19 protein-coding genes are annotated in these 19,563 nt (G+C 44.6%); 9 read left to right on the top strand and 10 right to left on the bottom strand.

Annotated elements, in window-relative coordinates:
• The first annotated feature begins 187 nt into the window (after positions 1–187).
• Complete coding sequence (locus tag RH46_RS10945) at positions 188–946, top strand: substrate-binding periplasmic protein (RefSeq protein ID WP_040895644.1); 759 nt, start codon at positions 188–190, stop codon at positions 944–946.
• A gap of 53 nt (positions 947–999) precedes the next feature.
• Here RH46_RS10945 and torA read toward each other — a convergent pair whose 3' ends face one another.
• The 3 genes from torA to torE are packed head-to-tail and all read right to left on the bottom strand — an operon-like array spanning position 1,000 to position 4,901.
• Positions 1,000–3,462: a trimethylamine-N-oxide reductase TorA gene (gene torA / locus RH46_RS10940; protein ID WP_006879505.1), complete on the bottom strand. Its 2,463-nt coding sequence runs from the start codon at positions 3,460–3,462 to the stop codon at positions 1,000–1,002.
• Positions 3,463–3,486: 24 nt separating this feature from the next.
• Positions 3,487–4,671, bottom strand: coding sequence for a pentaheme c-type cytochrome TorC (torC, locus tag RH46_RS10935; RefSeq protein ID WP_006879504.1), 1,185 nt, complete (start codon positions 4,669–4,671; stop codon positions 3,487–3,489).
• A 50-nt stretch (positions 4,672–4,721) separates the two neighbouring features.
• Positions 4,722–4,901, bottom strand: coding sequence for a trimethylamine N-oxide reductase system protein TorE (gene torE / locus RH46_RS10930; protein WP_006879503.1), 180 nt, complete (start codon positions 4,899–4,901; stop codon positions 4,722–4,724).
• Between the two features lie 443 nt (positions 4,902–5,344).
• Here torE and RH46_RS10925 point away from each other — a divergent pair, with 443 nt between their 5' ends.
• Together RH46_RS10925 and RH46_RS22535 are read left to right on the top strand one after the other, a co-directional pair.
• On the top strand, positions 5,345–6,139 hold the full coding sequence (locus RH46_RS10925; RefSeq protein ID WP_006879502.1) for an ABC transporter permease: 795 nt from the start codon (positions 5,345–5,347) through the stop codon (positions 6,137–6,139).
• Positions 6,140–6,358: 219 nt separating this feature from the next.
• On the top strand, positions 6,359–6,481 hold the full coding sequence (locus RH46_RS22535; RefSeq protein ID WP_006879501.1) for a hypothetical protein: 123 nt from the start codon (positions 6,359–6,361) through the stop codon (positions 6,479–6,481).
• 57 nt (positions 6,482–6,538) lie between these two features.
• On the opposite strand, the gene focA is transcribed toward RH46_RS22535, so the two are convergent.
• Positions 6,539–7,381, bottom strand: a complete 843-nt coding sequence (focA, locus tag RH46_RS10920) for a formate transporter FocA (RefSeq protein WP_040895650.1) — start codon at positions 7,379–7,381, stop codon at positions 6,539–6,541.
• A gap of 487 nt (positions 7,382–7,868) precedes the next feature.
• On the opposite strand from focA, the gene RH46_RS10915 reads away from it, so the two are divergent.
• Positions 7,869–8,102 carry a TIGR02647 family protein gene (locus RH46_RS10915; protein WP_006879499.1) on the top strand — a complete coding sequence of 78 codons (234 nt, stop codon included), beginning with the start codon at positions 7,869–7,871 and terminating at the stop codon, positions 8,100–8,102.
• A gap of 9 nt (positions 8,103–8,111) precedes the next feature.
• Here RH46_RS10915 and RH46_RS10910 read toward each other — a convergent pair whose 3' ends face one another.
• Positions 8,112–8,861 carry a substrate-binding periplasmic protein gene (locus RH46_RS10910; protein WP_040895647.1) on the bottom strand — a complete coding sequence of 250 codons (750 nt, stop codon included), beginning with the start codon at positions 8,859–8,861 and terminating at the stop codon, positions 8,112–8,114.
• A 66-nt stretch (positions 8,862–8,927) separates the two neighbouring features.
• Entirely contained in the window at positions 8,928–9,347 is a 420-nt protein-coding gene (locus tag RH46_RS10905) for a PACE efflux transporter (protein ID WP_006879497.1), read from the bottom strand.
• A gap of 89 nt (positions 9,348–9,436) precedes the next feature.
• On the opposite strand from RH46_RS10905, the gene RH46_RS10900 reads away from it, so the two are divergent.
• Genes RH46_RS10900 through RH46_RS10890 form a run of 3 tightly spaced genes read left to right on the top strand, consistent with a single transcriptional unit; the run spans position 9,437 to position 11,796 of the window.
• Positions 9,437–10,324, top strand: coding sequence for a LysR family transcriptional regulator (locus tag RH46_RS10900; protein WP_006879496.1), 888 nt, complete (start codon positions 9,437–9,439; stop codon positions 10,322–10,324).
• On the top strand, positions 10,324–11,145 hold the full coding sequence (locus tag RH46_RS10895; protein WP_006879495.1) for an NAD-dependent epimerase/dehydratase family protein: 822 nt from the start codon (positions 10,324–10,326) through the stop codon (positions 11,143–11,145). Before RH46_RS10900 ends, RH46_RS10895 begins: the two co-directional genes overlap by 1 nt.
• Positions 11,146–11,160: 15 nt before the next feature.
• On the top strand, positions 11,161–11,796 hold the full coding sequence (locus tag RH46_RS10890; protein ID WP_006879494.1) for a YdcF family protein: 636 nt from the start codon (positions 11,161–11,163) through the stop codon (positions 11,794–11,796).
• Between the two features lie 61 nt (positions 11,797–11,857).
• Here the strand turns inward: RH46_RS10890 and clpA are convergent, their stop codons facing one another.
• Complete coding sequence (gene clpA / locus RH46_RS10885) at positions 11,858–14,125, bottom strand: ATP-dependent Clp protease ATP-binding subunit ClpA (RefSeq protein WP_006879493.1); 2,268 nt, start codon at positions 14,123–14,125, stop codon at positions 11,858–11,860.
• A gap of 42 nt (positions 14,126–14,167) precedes the next feature.
• The gene (gene clpS / locus RH46_RS10880; protein WP_006879492.1) at positions 14,168–14,488 is read right to left on the bottom strand and encodes an ATP-dependent Clp protease adapter ClpS; all 321 of its coding nucleotides are present in this window, start codon (positions 14,486–14,488) and stop codon (positions 14,168–14,170) included.
• Positions 14,489–14,949: 461 nt separating this feature from the next.
• Here clpS and cspD point away from each other — a divergent pair, with 461 nt between their 5' ends.
• A complete protein-coding gene (cspD, locus tag RH46_RS10875; RefSeq protein ID WP_006879491.1) occupies positions 14,950–15,171 on the top strand; it encodes a cold shock domain-containing protein CspD in 222 nt (73 codons plus the stop codon).
• A gap of 76 nt (positions 15,172–15,247) precedes the next feature.
• On the opposite strand, the gene RH46_RS10870 is transcribed toward cspD, so the two are convergent.
• Entirely contained in the window at positions 15,248–17,473 is a 2,226-nt protein-coding gene (locus RH46_RS10870) for an NADP-dependent isocitrate dehydrogenase (protein WP_006879490.1), read from the bottom strand.
• Between the two features lie 291 nt (positions 17,474–17,764).
• On the opposite strand from RH46_RS10870, the gene RH46_RS10865 reads away from it, so the two are divergent.
• A complete protein-coding gene (locus tag RH46_RS10865; RefSeq protein WP_006879489.1) occupies positions 17,765–18,457 on the top strand; it encodes a pseudouridine synthase in 693 nt (230 codons plus the stop codon).
• 16 nt (positions 18,458–18,473) lie between these two features.
• On the opposite strand, the gene RH46_RS22590 is transcribed toward RH46_RS10865, so the two are convergent.
• Positions 18,474–19,496: a GGDEF domain-containing protein gene (locus tag RH46_RS22590; RefSeq protein ID WP_338131568.1), complete on the bottom strand. Its 1,023-nt coding sequence runs from the start codon at positions 19,494–19,496 to the stop codon at positions 18,474–18,476.
• Positions 19,497–19,563: the final 67 nt, after the last annotated feature.

Genomic DNA, 19,563 nt, shown 5'->3' with positions numbered 1-19,563 from the left:
GCTAAAATGAGAGACAAGGATCACAATAAATGTCAGAAAATAAACAAAAGTTACTAAAAACCAATCGGTTAGAAAAAGTTCAAATTATTTTTCTCATTTTCTCAGTAAATGAGACCAATCGCTGAAATCTCTTCTCTTGATGCCCATCGACTAAACTCAATAGTAGAGTCGATAAAGAGAATTTCTATTGTTTACTAGCGGTCTTAAGCTCACCATTTGCCTGACACTCTCGATATGGAGCAGTGTCTGTCTGGCTACGAGTTTGCGTGTCGCGCAGTCCGCATGGCCGCCATTTATTATGGAGTCGCCTTATGGCCAGGGTATCGCTCACGATATCGTCGTCGAAGCATTAACCACTTCTGGCTATCAGGTTCAGTTTTCTCAAAAACCCTGGGCGAGGATCCTAAAAGAGACCAACCAGGGTAAAAACGACATCATTATCGCGATCTGGAAAACAGAAGAGCGCGAGAAGATGTTTATGTATACCGAGCCCTACATGTACAGTCAGATGGCTGTGGTTTCTCCCAAGGAAAGCAACTTTAATTTCCAGGCACTTGATAGCTTTAAAGAGAAGCGGGTTGCCCTGATTAACGGTTACGCCTATGCGGGTAATCTGCTTGAATACGAAGAGATGGAGAAAGTCATCTCTATCGACCTGCCCAACAGTATTCGTCTGATATTAACTGACAGGGCCGATGCATTGGTCACCGATGAAGTGGTAGGAGAATGGACTATTAAAGAGATGGGAGTCGACAGACAGCTGCTTCATTTTAGTGATGTCTATCTTGACTCTACGCCTTTATACGCTGCGGTTCGCCGCTCTCATCCTCAGGCAGAACAGATAGTGGCGGCATTAAACGCGTACTTTAAAACGCACGCTGTCGATATGCTGGAGAGGTTAAAAAAGAAATACGGTTTGAGCAATCAGCAACAAGAACCTGAATAACAGATAAAAAAATACCAGCCATCTGGCTGGTATTTTTATTTGTTTCGATGTGATTAAGCCACTTCGATTGGACCACCGAATGAAGTAACTGGTGGAACCTTACCAGTGAACTTCTCGAAATCTACGATACATGTGTTCGCAGATGTCGCCTGAGCCAGCTCAGATGAACCAATGTCCATTGTTAGCGTGTTTGGATCGCCGTAAGTACAGATTGCGCCCTCTTTTTCGCTTAGAGGACCGTACCATGCACCTTCTTCGATACGAACAACACCACGTGGGTAGCTGTCAGTCAGAACTGCGCCCGCCAGAAGCTGACCACGGTCGTTAAATACTCGAACCAGGTCACCGTCTTTGATGCCTTTCGCTTTAGCATCAGCCGGGTTGATGTAAATAGGTTCACGACCCTGTACAGCGTAAGTAGCACGGAACTCTTCTGATTCACACATCTGAGAGTGCAGACGCTTGTCTGGGTGACATGATTGCAGCCAGTACGGGTGCTTATCAGAACCAGGACCACCGTGTGAACGTTCTGTTTTCTCGAACCACATTGGGTGCTCTTGACAGTGTTCGTAACCGTAACGACCGATCTTACGAGATGTAATCTCCAGGAAGCCTGACGGTGTACCTAGTGGGTTGATCTCTGGGTCTTTACGGAAATCAGCGTGGCGAACCCAAGGTTGACCTTCACCAAAGTCTAGTACGCTCTTCTCCCAGAATTCAGCAAACTCTGGCATCTCGAACTTACCTTTGTTGGCAGCACGACAGTCGTTGTACAGGCTTTCAATCCACTCCATTTCGCTCATGCCACGAGTGTACTCGTCGCGACGACCAAAGCGTTGAGTCAGTTCACTCATGATTTGGAAGTCAGGCTTAGATTGGAACAGAGGATCCACTAAGCGGTGCATCGCGATCAGACCTTTGCTTGAGTACGAACCGTATACGTCGATATCGTTACGTTCCCACTGAGTACATGCTGGTAGCACGATATCAGAGAAACGACATGTCGCAGTCCAGGCAAACTCTACAGTAACAACCGTTTGTAGCTTCTTGAAAGCTTTCTTCATACGGTTACGATCTTGGTGGTGGTGCCATGGGTTGTTACCCGAAATCACCATCATCTTGAAGTCTGGAAGCTTAACTTTACCGCCGTTGTAACGGATCTCTTTGCCAGGTTCTAGTAGACAGTCGATCCAACGCGCAACAGGAATTGTGCGGCTGTAACCGTTAAAGTCATTGTTGTCCCATTTAGGCTTCATACCCTGGTCAAGGTTACGAGGGAAGCCGCCAGGGCCAGCAAAACCAGTTGAAGGAACACCGATACTTGAGTAGTGGTGACCGTAAGAGATACCACCGCCAGGCAGACCGATTTGGCCAACCATTGCTGCAACTACAGCTGCCGCCCAGTATGGCTGTTCGCCGTGCTCTTGACGTTGAATACACCAGCCCATAAGGATCTGAGTACGACCGTTAACAAGCATACGAGCAAATTCACGGATCTTGTCAGCTTTAACGCCACAGATCTCAGCCGCCCACTCAGGAGTCTTAACGACTTTATCTTTCGTTTCACCCTGAACGTACTGGATGAACTCGTTGAAGCCAAGACAGTAAGTTTCAATGAACTTCTTATCGTAAAGATCTTCGTTGTATAGCGTGTGCGCTACCGCCAGCATAAATGCCACGTCTGTCATCGGGTTGATGTACATGTGGTCATTTTCAAGGTAACGCTGAGTCTTGTTCTTAACTGGGTCTACAGAAAGAACGTTGATCTCACCTTTCGCTACTTTCTCTTTTAGCTGTGCCAGATATTTGAATGACTCGTGAGTTTCACAGTTCCAACCTACCTGTAGGTTTTTCACAGGATCGTTCGCCCAAAGGATAATATTGTCTGAGTTATCCAGGATTTCAGACCAAGATGTACCTTGAGCGTAAACTTCTGTTGAACCTAGTACGTAAGGAAGAATGGTTTGACCTGCACCAGTAGAGTAGTCGCCTACTTTAGTGATGAAGTTACCATGCATACCTACTGCACGTTGCATGTGAGCAGTACAGTTGTTGAATGCACCTGTTTGGTTCCAGCCAGTTTGACCTGCGTGCAGAGCCCATGGACCGTAATCTTTCTGAACGCGTTCTAGTTCACGGTAGAACAGGTCTAGCGCTTCATCCCAAGTTACACGGATGAAACGGTTGTTACCGCGAGTCTCTGCGCTGTATTTGTGCTTCTTCAGCCAGTCCAGACGTACCATTGGGTAACGTACACGTGATGGGCTGTAGATAATACCTTTGATGCCGTTAAGCATCTCTGTAGGGTTCTTATCTAGTTCTAGCGGTTTGATCTCTTGAACTTTACCCGCGTAGATGTGGGCGCGGAACGCGCCCCAGTGTGAACCTGTAACTTTCCAAGTACCTACTGTCTCAGCTGCGTTAGCAGATGCTGAAGCTAATAAGCTCGGACCGATTACTGACGCTGCACTTGTCGTCGCAACACCTTTAAGAAAACTTCTTCGTGTAATAGCCATTTAAATTACTCCATCCGACGCTTATTAGTGGTGACCTTCAGCATAATCTGAAGAGTGCTTCTGTAGATATTTCAGGATAAGTGCTTCGCTATCTGTATCAAGGTTAACGAATGCAAGCATACCATCGAACATACCAGGCCATGTGTTGGCATCGAAGTGCGCTTCAGCTGGTTGTGTGTGACATACTGAACAGTTTGTCTTGTATGCTTCCTGAGATTTTTCCCATACTGGAGTGATGTCATTTAGCATAGACTCTTTCTTGATCCATACTTTCGCTGCCACTTTCTCCCAAGGAAGACCTGTCAGCTCATCAACTTTCTTCTCACCAGTTGTTACCACATTGCTGTCTGTTGCAGCTTCTTTAAGAAGTGAAGCAACCGCGATGTTTTTACCAAATTCTTCTTGAATTACGCGACCAAAGCCTTTCGCTTTACGCCAACCGTCGATTTCGATTTCTGCGAAGTCGCCTTTGTCATCGATAACTTTAACCACAGATGCAGGGTTAAGTAGACCCGCTTCCTGAGTGCCTTCTGCATCGAAGTAAACAGGTAGGTGACGAACACTTACCAGAGACTGACCAACATCGTAGTTAGTGTTAGATGCAAGCGCTTCCAGGTCACCAACGATACCACCGATGCTGTCCATACCTGCTGGAAGTTTGTGTGCAATACCTTTGTGACAGTCAACACAGCTCTGATCTTTCTCAGCAGCTTGTTTCATTTGGATACGAGCGGTTGGAGACATTTGCTCGAAATCCATAGATTCGTAGTTGTGGCAGTTTTTACACTCTAGGGATTTGTTTGCAGAGAAACGATCCCATTCGTGTTTAGCAAGTTCGATACGACGCTCTTCGAAAACACCTGGTTCGTCATAGTTACCAAATACTTGAGCGAATACTTCTTTAGAAGCCTGCATCTTACGTGCAATTTTGTCAGTCCAGTTGTGTGGAACGTGACAGTCAGGACAAGTAGCGCGAACACCTGAGTGGTTTTTCCAGTGAACGGTTTCTTGTAGTTCAACGTATACGTTGTCACGCATAGTGTGACAGCTGATACAGAATTCTTCTGTGTTAGTCGCTTCTAACGCAGTGTTAAAACCACCCCAGAAGATAACACCCGCAATAAAGCCGCCCATAGTCAGCACACCAAGGCTGATATGAACTGCAGGGCGTGTCATGGTACGCCACAGTTTAACGATAAATGATTTCATGTTTTGCTCTCTTAAAATCTTTTTAAAAATGTGGAAATGAGCTCAATGGCTTACATGCCATGAGCTCCTGGAGGTCCCATAAAGAATACTTGCAGCATCCACACTAGGAATCCGTAACCACCTACGAACGCCACACTTAAAATTGGGAAGAGAACAACCGCGATGAAGAGGAATGACTTCCACTCCAGAGAACGTTTTTCACCGCTCTCGATTTTATTAACATCACTCATACATTTGCCTATTTTGTATCTAGTGTTATTGGTTAGCTCTATAGACTAAGCTAAAGTTTTTTTACAATCTCTAAGTAGAAATGTTAGACCATACTCTTAGTAGGGTTCAATCAATTCCGGACGTTCTCCCGTTGTTATCCAACACTTTTTTGAGCTCATCCAGAGATGTGTTTAATTGCATTCTGATGTGTAAAAATGCACCCAAATATGAAGAATTGTTAACAGTAAACAAAGTGTTTAAATTGTTCATTTTCCGCATCATTCTGATAACACAAGTTAACAACTACTACTTTAGAGGCACACAATTCTCGTGCTAACTTTAGACTACTTGTAACAAAAATGTATCTAAAAATAGCGATATTTCACTGTTTTACCGAATTCAAGACAAGGTGACGTACGCTCGTTAACTGATAGAATAAGCCTGTGATTATTGAGGAGAAGTTATGGGCAGTGTTATTGATATTGACTGGCTGGTCTTAGCGGCTTTTTTCGGCCTGTTAGCCATCCCTCTGCTGCTCAATCGTTTTTATCAGCTTGAGCTGGGACGCGACATTATTACCAGTGTCGCTCGTATGACTCTGCAACTCGTTCTGGTCGGTGTTTACTTAGAGTACCTGTTCGACTTTAACAGCGCGGTAATCAATTTGCTGTGGATTGTGGCCATGGTTTTGATTGGTGCCAGTGCTATCATTTCGAAGTCAAAACTGCCTGCCTCAAAGCTGATGCTACCTATCACGACAGGTCTTTTTGCCGGCCTGTTACCCATCCTCGCCATCATAACTTTATTAGTGATTAAGCCTTCACCACTGTTCAGCGCACAATATCTGATTCCTCTCGCCGGGATGCTGTTAGGAAACTCGATGAGTGGCAATATTGTCTCACTACAGACGTTTTTCTCGGCACTGGAAACGCGCCGTGGAGAGTATGAGGCAGCCTTATCTCTCGGCGCCTCTACCCGCTACGCTACCCTGCCGTTTGTTCGTGAAGCAATTCAACGTTCACTGGCACCTACCATAGCGACAATGGCAACCACAGGACTGGTTACCTTACCGGGTATGATGACAGGTCAGATCCTTGGTGGAGCGAGTCCGATTATTGCCATTAAGTACCAGCTTATGATCATGGTCGCAATTTTTGTGATGATGACAATTTCTGTCGCGATAGCACTTAAGTTGACCGTGCGAAATTGCATCAATAAAGAAGGTCGTTTGCTGGTTAGTTCACATTCTTCAGAATGATCCTCTGACTGTTTTTCATAGCCGTTTCGATCTTATCCACAGATTCTGTGGATAACCGTGGTGATACATCAATTACAACTGGTCTAGCCAGCCATTCTGCAAACGTCAAGAAAAATTTTCTTTGCATTCATGCGTATAAAATTTAATTCGGTAAGCGTAATAATTTTGTCACCAGACCGGATTAGCTTGTCTCTCGTAACTTACTAAAGGGATGAAGTAATGTATTACCACAGCAACGAGACAAAGATCCAAGAGAATGACAATGGTGACATTCGTGATTGGCTGATAGATGAGCCTGAAGAACTCAAGGCGCTTGATGAGATATTGACGAACAATCGTTGACTAATAAAAAAGGCTCACTTTGAAGTGAGCCTTTTTTCGAATCTGGATATCGCGCAATTAGTCTCTCAGATAAATCAACCAGTACCACATGCCAACGAACACACCACCACCAATAATGTTACCGAGCGTCACTGGGATTAAATTGTTGGTGATAAAGTCAAGCATATTGAGATCAGCGTAGTCAGCGATATTAGCGCCAGTCATTTGCCAGAACTCTGCTGGAGCAAAGTTCTTGATACCGATAGCCATAGGTACCTGGAACATGTTTGCAATACAGTGTTCAAAGCCTGCTGAAACAAACATGGCAACAGGCAAGATCATTACTGCAATTTTGTCGGTTAGACTACGAGCACTAAACGTCATCCACACCGCAATACACACCAACACGTTACACATTACACCCAAAGCTACAGCCGACAAGAATGTATGGTGCATCTTGTGCTGAGAAATCGCCATCGCATTTAAGCCAACCTGACCATGGTCAAACATGTACTGCTTAGTCATGAGCATACATACAACCAGAAGCAGAGCGCCGATTAAGTTACCGCTGTAAACCACCAGCCAGTTCTTGAACAATACTTTCCAGGTAATTTTTCCACTCGCACGCGCAACCAAGGTAAGCACTGAACTTGTAAACAGTTCACCGCCGGTTACCACAACAAGAATCAAGCCTAAGCTGAACGCAAGGCCACCAAGTAGTCGGGTAATCCCCCAAGGAAGATCACCTGCGCCCGTCGTCACTATGGTATAGAACACAAAAGCGATACCAATATGAATGCCTGCGGAAATCGCCAATAAGAAAGATTTAACGGGATCTTTAGTTGCCTTGCCTACGCCAATCTCTGCCGCACGCTCAGCCATTTGTGGAGGTAGTAATGAATCAAACTGGTTTAGGTTTATCATCGGGAAACATTTTGCAACAAGTGAATTAGTGGGCGCGGATAATTACGTGATTTGTGATCAAATTCAAGCGTTAAATCATCCAGATAGACAAAATCTTTTTCACCTAATGAAAACCAACGTCTATCTCAGGATAAATTTAGATAAAAGCTGAGTAAAACCAAAACGAAAGCACTTATAAATCATAACGTTAAATATCAATTACTACTAAAGTAGATGATTAACCTTGGTTTTAGTTTGAATATTCATAATAACAAACTTTATTATGCAGATTTGCTATTAGACCTTAGTAGCAGCCCGTTCAGTCTCGGTTCTACGCATAATTCTTTGATTCTGATCTAGTCTCACAGCGATCGCACAACGGATAACCAATTTCATTGTATCCTGTTATTAAAGTAAGGCTTGGATAACATTTCTCAACTCATTAAGTTGCCGATTCACAACATCCTGATTAACTTGAAATCAGTACTTCGATAAGGAATTAAATATGAAATTTACGCCTGAACATATGTCTGAACTTAATTTATTGCTTCAGTTTGACATCAGTAGTGCCGCGACTGGCATTAAGGTTCATCATGATGCTTCTGAAGAGATGCAGGCGGCAGTACAACGCCTATATGAGAAGGGGTTATGTACACTTCCAGATGGTGGTTACCTCACCGATGAAGGTATTGAAATGGCTGAACACGCAGACAAAACACTGCGCGTTTTATCGAGTTAAGTTGTCGTGTTAGTGATTGTGAATGTGCGTATCAACTTGACCGTACCTTTGTAAGATCGCTTCAACATCAATCTTCATCAGTCCCTGATTGAAAATCTCACGCCAGTTGTTTCCTTCTGGCGTGTTTTTAAATGCAAGATATAGCAGTTTATTCTCTAGCATTCGGCTGTTCATTCGGACTCTTTGTGCCAGCATTTCGGCGCGTCTGTCGATACTAATCAGATAATCCAGAACATTTGTATCAATCACAGCCGTATCCAACCGCCCTTTAGCCACTTTGTGGATGTTGCGCACGTCATTCACTGACGCTTCGACTTGAAGATCACCTTGCTCGACCATCAAATCAAACTCTTTGGTATTTACATAGCCCTGAACAACACCGATTTGTAGATTTTTCAGATCGTCGAGAGTTGTCCAGGAAATTGGCCACTTTACGTTTTCCATCAAACCAAGCGGACCGCTCCCTATTGGCTCAGAAAAAATGAATTCATTTGTATCAAACCAGTATTCCGGAAAATAGCCTATATATTTTTCGTTCTTTCCAGCTAAAGCAACCGCTCTTACCCAGGGCTTAAACTCGACGACTAACTCATAGCCCATAGCGGCAAAGGCCTCACGAGCAACCACGACTGAGAACCCTTGGTCTACCAGTGACTCACCTGAATAGGGAGGCCAGTCTAGTGACGTCATGTACACCTTCGGTACCGCATGGATAGCTAAGGAATAAACCAACAGACACACCGCTAGCAGCCACTTCATACTTCCCCACATACCAGATTGGCAAAGTTCGACACTCTTTAATAATAGGCGTCCCTGCCCGATACGCTACACTCGTGCGGCTAACCATTTGAATGGTTGTACTCGGTCGTAACACCAGTTGAATCCTGTCGCGTAGAAGAAGAAAAACACCAGGAATCCTGCTTCCAGCATGATTGCTTCCAGTAAGGTGATACCTAAGAACCAGGCAATGGTTGGCACCGTAATAAAGATCAGGCCCCCTTCAAATCCACAGGTATGCAGGATACGTACTTTCAAGCAGCGCTCTGCTCTGGCAATAGGACACAAGCGGTCAAAAGCGATGTTGTAGAAATAATTCCACACCACAGTAAAAAGGCTTAGCCCGACACCAACAATAGCCAGATCGCTGGTTCCCTTACCAGTGATCAATGAGGTTACAGGGATGATAATCGCTAGCGCTAATGCCTCAAATGATACTGCGTGAAAGATTCTTTCTTTGGTTTGCATGTCAATTTCTCTATTTTGTCTCAATTTCTGTGTTGATATTCATCTATAATCCAGATAGAGAAAAGTTAGTTACCATCAGTAAAAGTGATATGTTTAGTATTGAACAACTGGAAGCTTTTTCCGCTACCGTCGAAACTGGCTCATTTTCAGCAGCAGCACGCAAACTCAACAAGGTTCAGTCTGCGGTAAGTCAGCACATAATGAACTTAGAAATTGACTGCGGGGCAGAACTCTTTAATCGTCAGGGGCGCTACCCTACCCTTACCGAGGCTGGACAACAGTTATTACCTCACGCCAACGCGACGCTAAGGCAACATCAACGACTGGTTGAATGTAGTACCTCGCTGCTAAACACTGAGGAACAAAGCATCACTATCGCTTTAGATGAAGGGATCCCACTGGCTAACTTCACCGATGTGATGGCTCAGGTGACCAGTCGACACAAAGATTTGAAAGTAGAAGTTCTGGTCTCTTCCAGTACCGATATCATTGATATGGTTGCCGAAAAACGCGCTACCACCGGACTGGTTTTTTCTGAGCTGGATATGCCAGCCAGTATAGATTTTGAGTCAATCGGACATGTCGAGTTTGATTTGTACGTCAGTGAGAAACATTCTCTGGCAAAACAAACATCCGCGAATATCGATCAGCTCTTGCTTCATCGCCAGTTATTGTTACGCTCAAGAAATGCCAAAGTAAGTGGATTCCAGCAGGCCCACAGTCCTGACGTGTGGTATGCAGACAGCTATTACGTTTTATTGGAACTCATCACTAAAGGATTTGGTTGGGGCTTTTTACCCAGCCACATCGCAGCTAAGTCTTGTCAGGACGGAATCATCAAACGAATTCCACTCGAATTCCAGCAGTTACAATGGCAGGCGAATGTCGATGTTATTCAACATCAAGGGTTTGCCAATAAACCCGTACACAAGTTACTACGTACTGAACTTCGGACACTCCTTTCAGGGACGAGATAATGAAAAACATAACTATCATTGGTGGAGGCTGGCTAGGCACACCTCTTAGTCAATACTTAACCTCAGTAGGTCAGCGTGTTTTTGTCAGTAAAACCACTGCTGAAGGCGCTGCGCAGCTGAAACAACTTGGGATCAACAGCTTTGTAGCAAACCTGAGTGAAGGTCCACGAGCACTCAATGAGCACCTTACCGAGAACCCTAGCGATATCGTTATTGGTTGTTTCCCTCCAGGGTTTCGTAAGCAAACCGGACAGAACTATCTGGCAAATTGGCAGGCTGTGATTGAGGCAGCTAAGAACAACGGCGTTAAGCGTGTTGTGATGGTCAGTTCGACCACGGTTTATCCCAACCTTGCTCAGGATATGGTCGAGGATGACGCGACACTCGAGAAAAGCGAGGCTAACCCTCTGTTCAGCGATAATGCTAAGGTGATGCTAGCCGCAGAAACCAGTCTGATTGAGTCAGGATTGAGCTACGCAGTAGTACGCTGTAGTGGATTGGTGGGCCCAAACAGGCACCCTTCTCGCTTCGCGGCAATGCTGAAACAAGTTAGCGATTGTGCCCCTGCCAATATGATCCATTTGCAAGATGCGATCGGGGCGGTGAGCTTTATGGCGCTTAATCCGGCTAACGAGACAGTCAACGCCACAACACCAAACACGGTAAATAAGGCACAATACTATCAGGCAGCGTTGGATAGCGTCGGCAGTGATCAAGCGCTGCCTCCTGTGGTTCATGTTGAGGATAAGCGTATCATCGCTGATAAACTGCTCTCTCTTGGTTACCGTTTCCACTTTCAGCATACTTTAGACGCACTCTAAACGAGGTTAGGTCGTATGAGTCAAGCAAAGCTCTATCAGCATATCGAACACTTATGGCAATACATGCAACTGTCGGACACCTTGCAGCGTGCAGATTGTATCTTCGTCCTATGCAGCAATGACCTACGTGTTGCTGAACATGCGGCGAAGTTATATTTAGAGGGCTGGGCGAACAAGGTTATCTTTTCTGGTGGTGTGGGTCGCCTGACTGAGGGTATGTTCAGTGGTAGTGAAGCTCAGGCTTTCGCAGACCATGCTCATGACCTTGGTGTTCAAATCGCTGATATTATTATCGAAGATAAAGCGACAAACAGTGGCGAAAACGTCGTGTTCACCCACCAGCTATTACGCCGCAGCGGGCTTGATTTCCACTCCTTCATCTTGGTCCAGAAGCCATATATGGAGCGTAGAGCGTACGCTACCTTTGTAAAACAGTGGCCGGCCGAGTATTCACATATTTGTGTCAGTTCACCAAAGACTGCCTTTTGTGACTATTTTGGTGAAGAGATCGACCTGACTACCACAGTGACGGCAATGCTGGGAGACTTTGAACGAATCAAACATTACCCTTCGCTTGGTTTTCAGATTGAGCAGCCTGTGCCTGACAGCGTAGAAACCTCATATCAGGCAATTAAAGCCGTTTTCCAGTAACAATCTATAGATACAAAAAAGCCAGAGCATTACTCTGGCTTTTTATTACGCTCGGGTGTGATTAGTGAATCGCAGCTTCTTTTTCACTCAAGTATTTGAACTTCAGTTCATCATCTTTGAGGTCAACTTTCACTGTGCCACCATCAACGAGTGAACCAAACAGTAGCTCGTTAGCAAGTGGTTTCTTAAGCTGCTCTTGGATTGCACGACCCATAGGACGAGCACCCATAGCTTTGTCATAACCTTTAAGAGCAAGCCAGTGGCGGGCATCGTCGGACACTTCCAGTGATACGCCACGCACATCCAGCTGAGCCTGAAGTTCAACAATAAACTTATCAACCACTTGATGGATTACATGTTCATCTAGGCTGTTAAACCAAATGATATTGTCCAGACGGTTACGGAACTCTGGTGTAAACACCTTCTTAATTTCAGACATCGCATCGTGGCTGTGATCTTGTTGGATCAGGCCGATCGATTTCTTCTCTGTTTCCTGCACACCAGCGTTAGTCGTCATAACCAGAATAACGTTACGGAAGTCAGCTTTACGACCATTGTTATCGGTTAAGGTGCCGTTATCCATCACTTGAAGTAGCAAGTTAAAGATATCTGGGTGCGCCTTTTCAATCTCATCAAGTAGTACGACCGAATGTGGATGTTTGATAACTGCGTCTGTTAGCAAACCACCCTGGTCATAACCAACGTAACCAGGAGGAGCACCGATTAATCGGCTAACCGAGTGACGCTCACCATATTCAGACATATCAAAACGCAATAGCTCAATGCCAAGTAGCTTAGATAACTGAACCGTTACTTCTGTTTTACCTACCCCGGTAGGACCGGCAAACAGGAATGAACCAACTGGCTTATGATCAGCACCAAGCCCTGCACGAGTCAGCTTGATTGCTTCGCTCAGTACATCAATCGCATCGTCCTGACCAAACACCAGCATCTTCATCTTCTCATCAAGTTTCTGCAGAATCTCTTTGTCCGAAGAAGAAACAGATTTTTCAGGAATACGCGCCATCTTCGCTACCATAGCTTCGATGTCTGCCACGCCAACGGTCTTCTTACGACGGCTAGCGGGTGCAAGTCGGCTACGGGCACCAGCTTCGTCAATAACATCAATCGCTTTGTCAGGTAAGTGACGCTCATTAATGTATTTAGCGGATAGCTCAACCGCTGCACGAAGCGCTTTATTGGTGTAACGAACCTCATGGTGAGCTTCATATTTTGGTTTAAGACCAATCAGGATCTTAGTCGTGTCATCTAATGATGGCTCAACAACATCAATCTTCTGGAAGCGGCGTGATAGAGCACGCTCTTTTTCGAAGATGTTGCTGTACTCTTGGTAAGTGGTTGAACCAATACAGCGTAACTTACCACTACTTAGCAGCGGTTTAATCAGGTTCGCAGCATCGACCTGACCACCAGACGCGGCACCTGCACCGATGATAGTGTGGATTTCATCGATAAACAGAATCGCATCTTCTTCTTTCTCAAGCTGCTTAAGAATCGCTTTGAAACGTTTCTCAAAGTCACCACGATATTTAGTACCAGCAAGTAGTGAACCAATATCAAGTGAGTAAATTACGCTGTTGGCGATAATCTCTGGCACCTGACCTTCTACGATTCTCCACGCCAGACCTTCGGCAATTGCCGTTTTACCAACACCGGCTTCACCAACCAGCAATGGGTTATTTTTACGACGACGACATAAAACCTGAATGGTACGTTCCAACTCTTTGTCACGTCCAATCAATGGATCGATCTGACCTTGCTTAGCCACTTGGTTAAGGTTGGTGGCAAAACTCTCTAAACGCTCTTCTGAACCCGCTTCTTCAACATTGTCGCTAAATGAATCCGATGAGGAAGGCTCATCGCCAGAGCTGGAGGCTTTAGTAATACCGTGTGAAATGTAGTTAACAATGTCGAGGCGGCTAATATCGTTCTTTTTAAGCAGATATGCAGCGTGAGACTCTTGCTCACTAAAGATGGCAACAAGAACATTAGCACCTGTGACTTCACTACGGCCTGAAGATTGAACATGGAAAACAGCGCGTTGCAAAACGCGTTGAAAACTCAAAGTGGGTTGCGTTTCGCGAGTTTCATCGTTTTCTGGAATGAGAGGTGTGGTTTGATCAATGAAAACGTCTAGTTCACCGCGAAGCGCGTCGATGTCGGCCTGACATGCCTGCAAAGCCTCTCTAGCAGCATCGTTCTCTAACAATGCTAATAGGAGGTGCTCGACAGTCATAAACTCATGTCTTTTGTCTCTGGCACGAGCAAATGCGCCATTCAGACTCGACTCTAATTCTTTATTCAGCATAAGTACCTCCTTTAAGAACAACTTAGGTTGCTCGAACAAGCGTTAGGCTTGTTCCATTGTACAAAGCAAAGGGTGCTCGTTTTCCTTCGAATACATAGTAACTTGCGCTACTTTGGTCTCAGCAACTTCTGCAGTATACGTGCCACAAATTGCCTTGCCCTCATAATGAACCTGGAGCATTACCTGTGTTGCTTTGTCGATATCCATAGAGAAAAAACGCTCTAGGATTTCAATCACAAAGTCCATTGGCGTGTAATCATCGTTGTTCAGAACAACGTTATACATGGACGGTGGCTTAACTTTTGTTTTTTCTAACTCCAGCAGATCTGAATCTGGAGTGACCCATTCAAAATGTTTGCTCATGACTTTTCGACGTTGATGTTTGACTCTTTAATTTTACCACTTCACAGAGCAGAAGTTTTGAATTTAGTTCTTACTATTTAGAACAAAACCCGATAAAAAAATTTTGTTCTTACTTAGAGACTAATGCAGCAATTGCGTCGCTGCAAATAAAAGATTTCTATCGGCGGAAGAGTTGTATCTAATTGATTAAAAAGAAACCAGAATCCATAGCAGCCAGTTATGATTGACCGTAATTCAACAGGTTATTCGTTAATGAAATGTAAATCTCAAATGTGATTTGCTTGTAAATATGTAGAGTGTAATACCTTTTTCCTATTGACTGTGCTCAATCATTGGCTACATTGGTCAAATAGTGACTGAAAATTTGGCAGCGGCTGAATGGAAATTCACTTTCTGTTTACAAGGAATCAATGTAAACACTCAAACAACATCAGTAACAAAATGCATGAGGGATGTATAGCATGGCTACAGGTACAGTAAAATGGTTTAACAACGCCAAAGGATTTGGTTTTATCTGTCCAGAGGGAGAAGATGGTGATGTGTTCGCACATTATTCAACGATCAAAATGGATGGTTATCGTACTCTGAAAGCTGGCCAACAAGTGAATTTTGAAGTGGAAGAAGGACCTAAAGGCTATCACGCAAGTTCTGTAGTTCCGGTTGAAGCTCAACCAGCAAAGTAAAATCGCTGCCAACTTAAATCGTTTTATCAATAAAAAACCCGCTTTTCAGCGGGTTTTCTTGTATCTAGTGTTGCACTTAGCCGTTAATGATCGCGTTAAGTGCTGCACTTGGACGCATCAGTGGGGATGCTTTTTCAAATACTGGCGCGTAGTAACCGCCTAGCTCACCCGCAACACCTTGAGCATCGTTTAGCTCAGCGACAATCTTCTCTTCTTGTGAAGCAAGCGCTTCTGCAATCGGAGCAAACTCAGCTGCTAGTTCAGCATCTGCAGTCTGAGATGCCAGAGCTTGTGCCCAGTAAGTTGCCAGGTAGTAGTGACTACCACGGTTATCCAACTCACCAACACGACGTGAAGGCGACTTGTTGTTATCCAGGAATTCACCCGTTGCTTTATCTAGTGCGTCAGCAAGAACTTGCGCTTTAGCGTTACCAGTTACTGTACTTAGGTGCTCTAGAGAAGCCGCTAGCGCTAGGAATTCACCCAAAGAGTCCCAACGTAAGTGGTTTTCTTTCTCTACCTGCTGAACGTGCTTAGGAGCAGAACCACCAGCACCTGTTTCGAATAGACCACCACCGTTCATTAGTGGAACGATAGATAGCATCTTCGCTGAAGTTCCTAGCTCAAGAATTGGGAACAAGTCAGTCAGGTAATCACGTAGTACGTTACCTGTTACTGAAATAGTGTCCTGACCTAGCTTGATACGCTCTAGAGAGAACTGACACGCTTCCAGAGGTGCAAGAATCTTAATTTCCAGACCAGCAGTATCGTGTTGTGGCAGGTACGCATTTACTTTCTTGATAAGTTGTGCATCGTGAGCACGGTTCTCGTCTAGCCAGAAGACTGCTGGAGCACCCGTTGCGCGAGCACGAGTTACTGCAAGCTTAACCCAGTCTTGAATTGGCGCATCTTTAACCTGACACATACGGAAGATATCGCCTTCCTCTACAGATTGCTCTAGTAGAACAGCACCAGAAGCATCTACAACACGTACTGTACCAGCTGCGTCTAAGATAAATGTCTTATCGTGTGAACCGTATTCTTCAGCTTTTTGAGCCATAAGACCTACGTTTGGCACGCTACCCATAGTGGTTGGATCGAATGCACCGTTCTCTTTACAGAAGTCGATAACCGCTTGGTAGATACCTGCGTAACAACGATCCGGGATCATTGCTTTAGTATCTTTCTGCTTACCATCTGGACCCCACATTTGGCCAGATGAACGTAGCATTGCCGGCATAGATGCATCAACAATGATGTCACTAGGTACGTGTAGGTTTGTGATACCACGGTCGGAATCAACCATAGCCAAAGGTGGTTGAGTTTCGTATACCGCTTGAAGTGCTGCTTCAATCTCTTCTTTCTGCGCTGCAGGAAGAGCCTGAATCTTAGCGTAAACGTCACCGATACCATTGTTTACGTCAACACCCAGCTTGTCGAACAGAGCACCGTATTTCGCAAATACGTCTTTGTAGTAAACCTTAACAGCGTGACCGAAGATCACTGGGTCAGACACTTTCATCATAGTTGCTTTCATGTGCAGAGAAAGCAGCACGTCTTGCTGTTTCGCTTCTTCAATTTGTGCTTCAAAGAATTCAACCAGCGCTTTCTTGTTCATTACAGAACAATCGATGATCTCTTGGTCTTGTAACGCGAAAGGTGCTTTAAGTTGCTTAACCGTGCCAGCCGCATCAACAAATTCGATTTTAACTTTTGTCTCGCCATCTACAGTGTGTGATTTTTCACTACCGAAGAAGTCGTTACCTGTCATGCTAGCAACGTGTGATTTAGAGTCTTTTGACCACGCACCCATTGAGTGAGGGTTTTTCTTTGCGTAGTTCTTAACTGACAAAGGAGCACGACGGTCAGAGTTACCTTCACGTAGTACTGGGTTTACCGCACTACCCTTGATCTTGTCGTAAGTCGCTTTGATCGCTTCTTCTTCGTACGTGCTTGGCTCTTCTGGGTAGTTAGGAAGGTTGTAACCTTTTTCTTGAAGCTCTTTAATCGCTGCTTTTAGCTGAGGGATAGAAGCAGAGATGTTTGGAAGTTTAATGATGTTTGCTTCTGGAGTTTTTGCAAGCTCGCCTAGTTCTGCCAGCGCATCTCCAATACGTTGTTCTTCAGTCAAATGCTCTGGGAAGTTAGCAATAATACGCCCAGCTAGAGAGATATCACGAGTATCAACGTTGATACCTGAAGAAGCAGTAAACGACTGAATAATTGGTAGTAGTGAATATGTCGCTAGTGCAGGTGCTTCATCAGTAATTGTATAAATAATTGTAGGTTTTTCTGTAGGCATGAAATTTCCCTATTGTTCTAGCAAAGCCATCGGATGAGTAGCTTTGTGTAAATGGCCGCTAACAAGTTGATTATTCATCCCCTCACTTGTTGCGATTTGTCCGTCTCTTGTTGTTTTTGTCGCTTCACAGCGAGATCCTTGAGAGCGATTAGTTATAATTAAACAAAAACTTGATAATAGTCTATTATCTTGTTCAACAATCCTGTTTTTGGGCGCGCAAATGATAGCTCATCTGAGCCGCTTTAGAAACTTTAGCACACACTTTATTTACATTTTTGCAAGGTAGTTAACATGTCATCACGCTCTCGCCGTGACTCAAGCTCTTCGACATCGCGTAAGCAACATTCTGGTTTTAAACGTAAAAACTCCAGTGGCGAAACCAACAAGCGCTCTTCCCACCAGCGCAGAAAACCGCAAACAAATAAGCCGAGAATTTCAGCGCAGGATCGTAAGGTAGTCGTGTTTAATAAGCCTTTTGACACCTTGAGCCAGTTTACCGATGGCGAAGGCCGAAAAACGCTTGCTGACTATATTCCAATCAAAGATATCTATGCAGCTGGCAGACTGGACAGAGACAGCGAAGGTTTAATGGTGCTAACTAACGATGGCATTCTTCAAGCGCGTTTGACTCAGCCTAGCTCTAAGTCGCCAAAAACCTACTGGGTTCAAGTGGATGGTGCGCCAAACGAAGCTGACCTAGATAAGCTGCGCAAAGGGGTTGAACTTAAAGATGGCATGACACTACCAGCCAAGGTTGAAGTGATGGCAGAACCATCTGTGTGGGAGCGAAATCCTCCCGTACGATTTCGCGCTAATATCCCAACGACATGGATAGCGATTACGATTGTAGAAGGGCGTAACCGTCAGGTACGTCGCATGACTGCAAACATCGGATTCCCGACTCTGCGTTTGATTCGTTATTCGATGGGAGACGTAACGTTAGGCGATTTACAACCAGGCGAATGGAAAGAAATCACTCTCTAACTAGACCATGAGTGTATTAAACAAGTGCTTCACCTTGATAGAAGGAACACTTTTTACCTGCTTTCTTAGCCAGGTACAGGCCATTGTCCGCCTTGGACAATGTCCTGTCTAACCCCTCTTGCCGAGTAAACTTCTCCAGACCTGCACTAAACGTCACCCTGATTTGGGTTGATTGAAAAGTGATAGGTGTATCCATCACGCAATCCTGCAGCTTTCCGACTAACTCTGGTAAGCCATTCTCATTAACAAGCTGACGAGTAAGAACCACAACGAACTCTTCGCCTCCCATGCGATAAATATGCTGGGTGCCTACCACGCGCCCCAAGCGTAGAACCACCTGTCTAAGAACCTCATCTCCAGCTGCATGTCCATAGCTATCATTGATCGCTTTAAAGTCATCAATATCTAAAGTAAACAGATAAAAGCCCTCAAACTGCTTTGAACTCTGATTAAATGCCGTTATCAGCGATAGGCGATTTTGCGCCCCTGTGAGCGCATCTTGGTGAGCCAACGAATTAAGTCTATCGACACCTTTAACGCGGCTATCCTCATAAACATGAGAAATAGTCCAAACAAAGATGTAGGCCATAATAAAGTTGATCAAAATTAAAGACGGTACTAGCACTGTTTCTCTCAGCGCGAAGTTTAGAGCGACTAACTCGAGCAACAGACAAGACATACTCCAGAAGAATCCTACACGCAGCCCTAACGCTAAGTAAAACACGGTGGGAAGCGCTACAGCCCATAGATAAAGTGAGCTTTCCACCCTGCTAATGTATGTACCGAAGCAAATTAAAAATGTCAGAACGACACAATGAAATACGAGAAACCAACTGGGTTGTGAATGCTTCCATACGTAGCCAAGCATGGCAAAAGAGATGACAAAATAGATTAACTCTAGAATGCCTAACAGTTTAGCTCTCTCACCATAATAGATAATGTTGACTAAACCGAATAGTAAGGCTGTCAATCCTAATACAATACACATCCCAATTAGGACTTTACGTCGCAATTGTTGTGTTGCATTACATTGAAGCATTTCATTATTCATCAGAAAAATTTATCACCCAAGACTTTTACGTATTTTTAACATATCAATAAGTATT

This window comes from Vibrio brasiliensis LMG 20546 (assembly GCF_000189255.1).
Classification (GTDB): Bacteria; Pseudomonadota; Gammaproteobacteria; order Enterobacterales; family Vibrionaceae; genus Vibrio; species Vibrio brasiliensis.
This window is presented reverse-complemented; position numbering and strand designations above follow the sequence as displayed.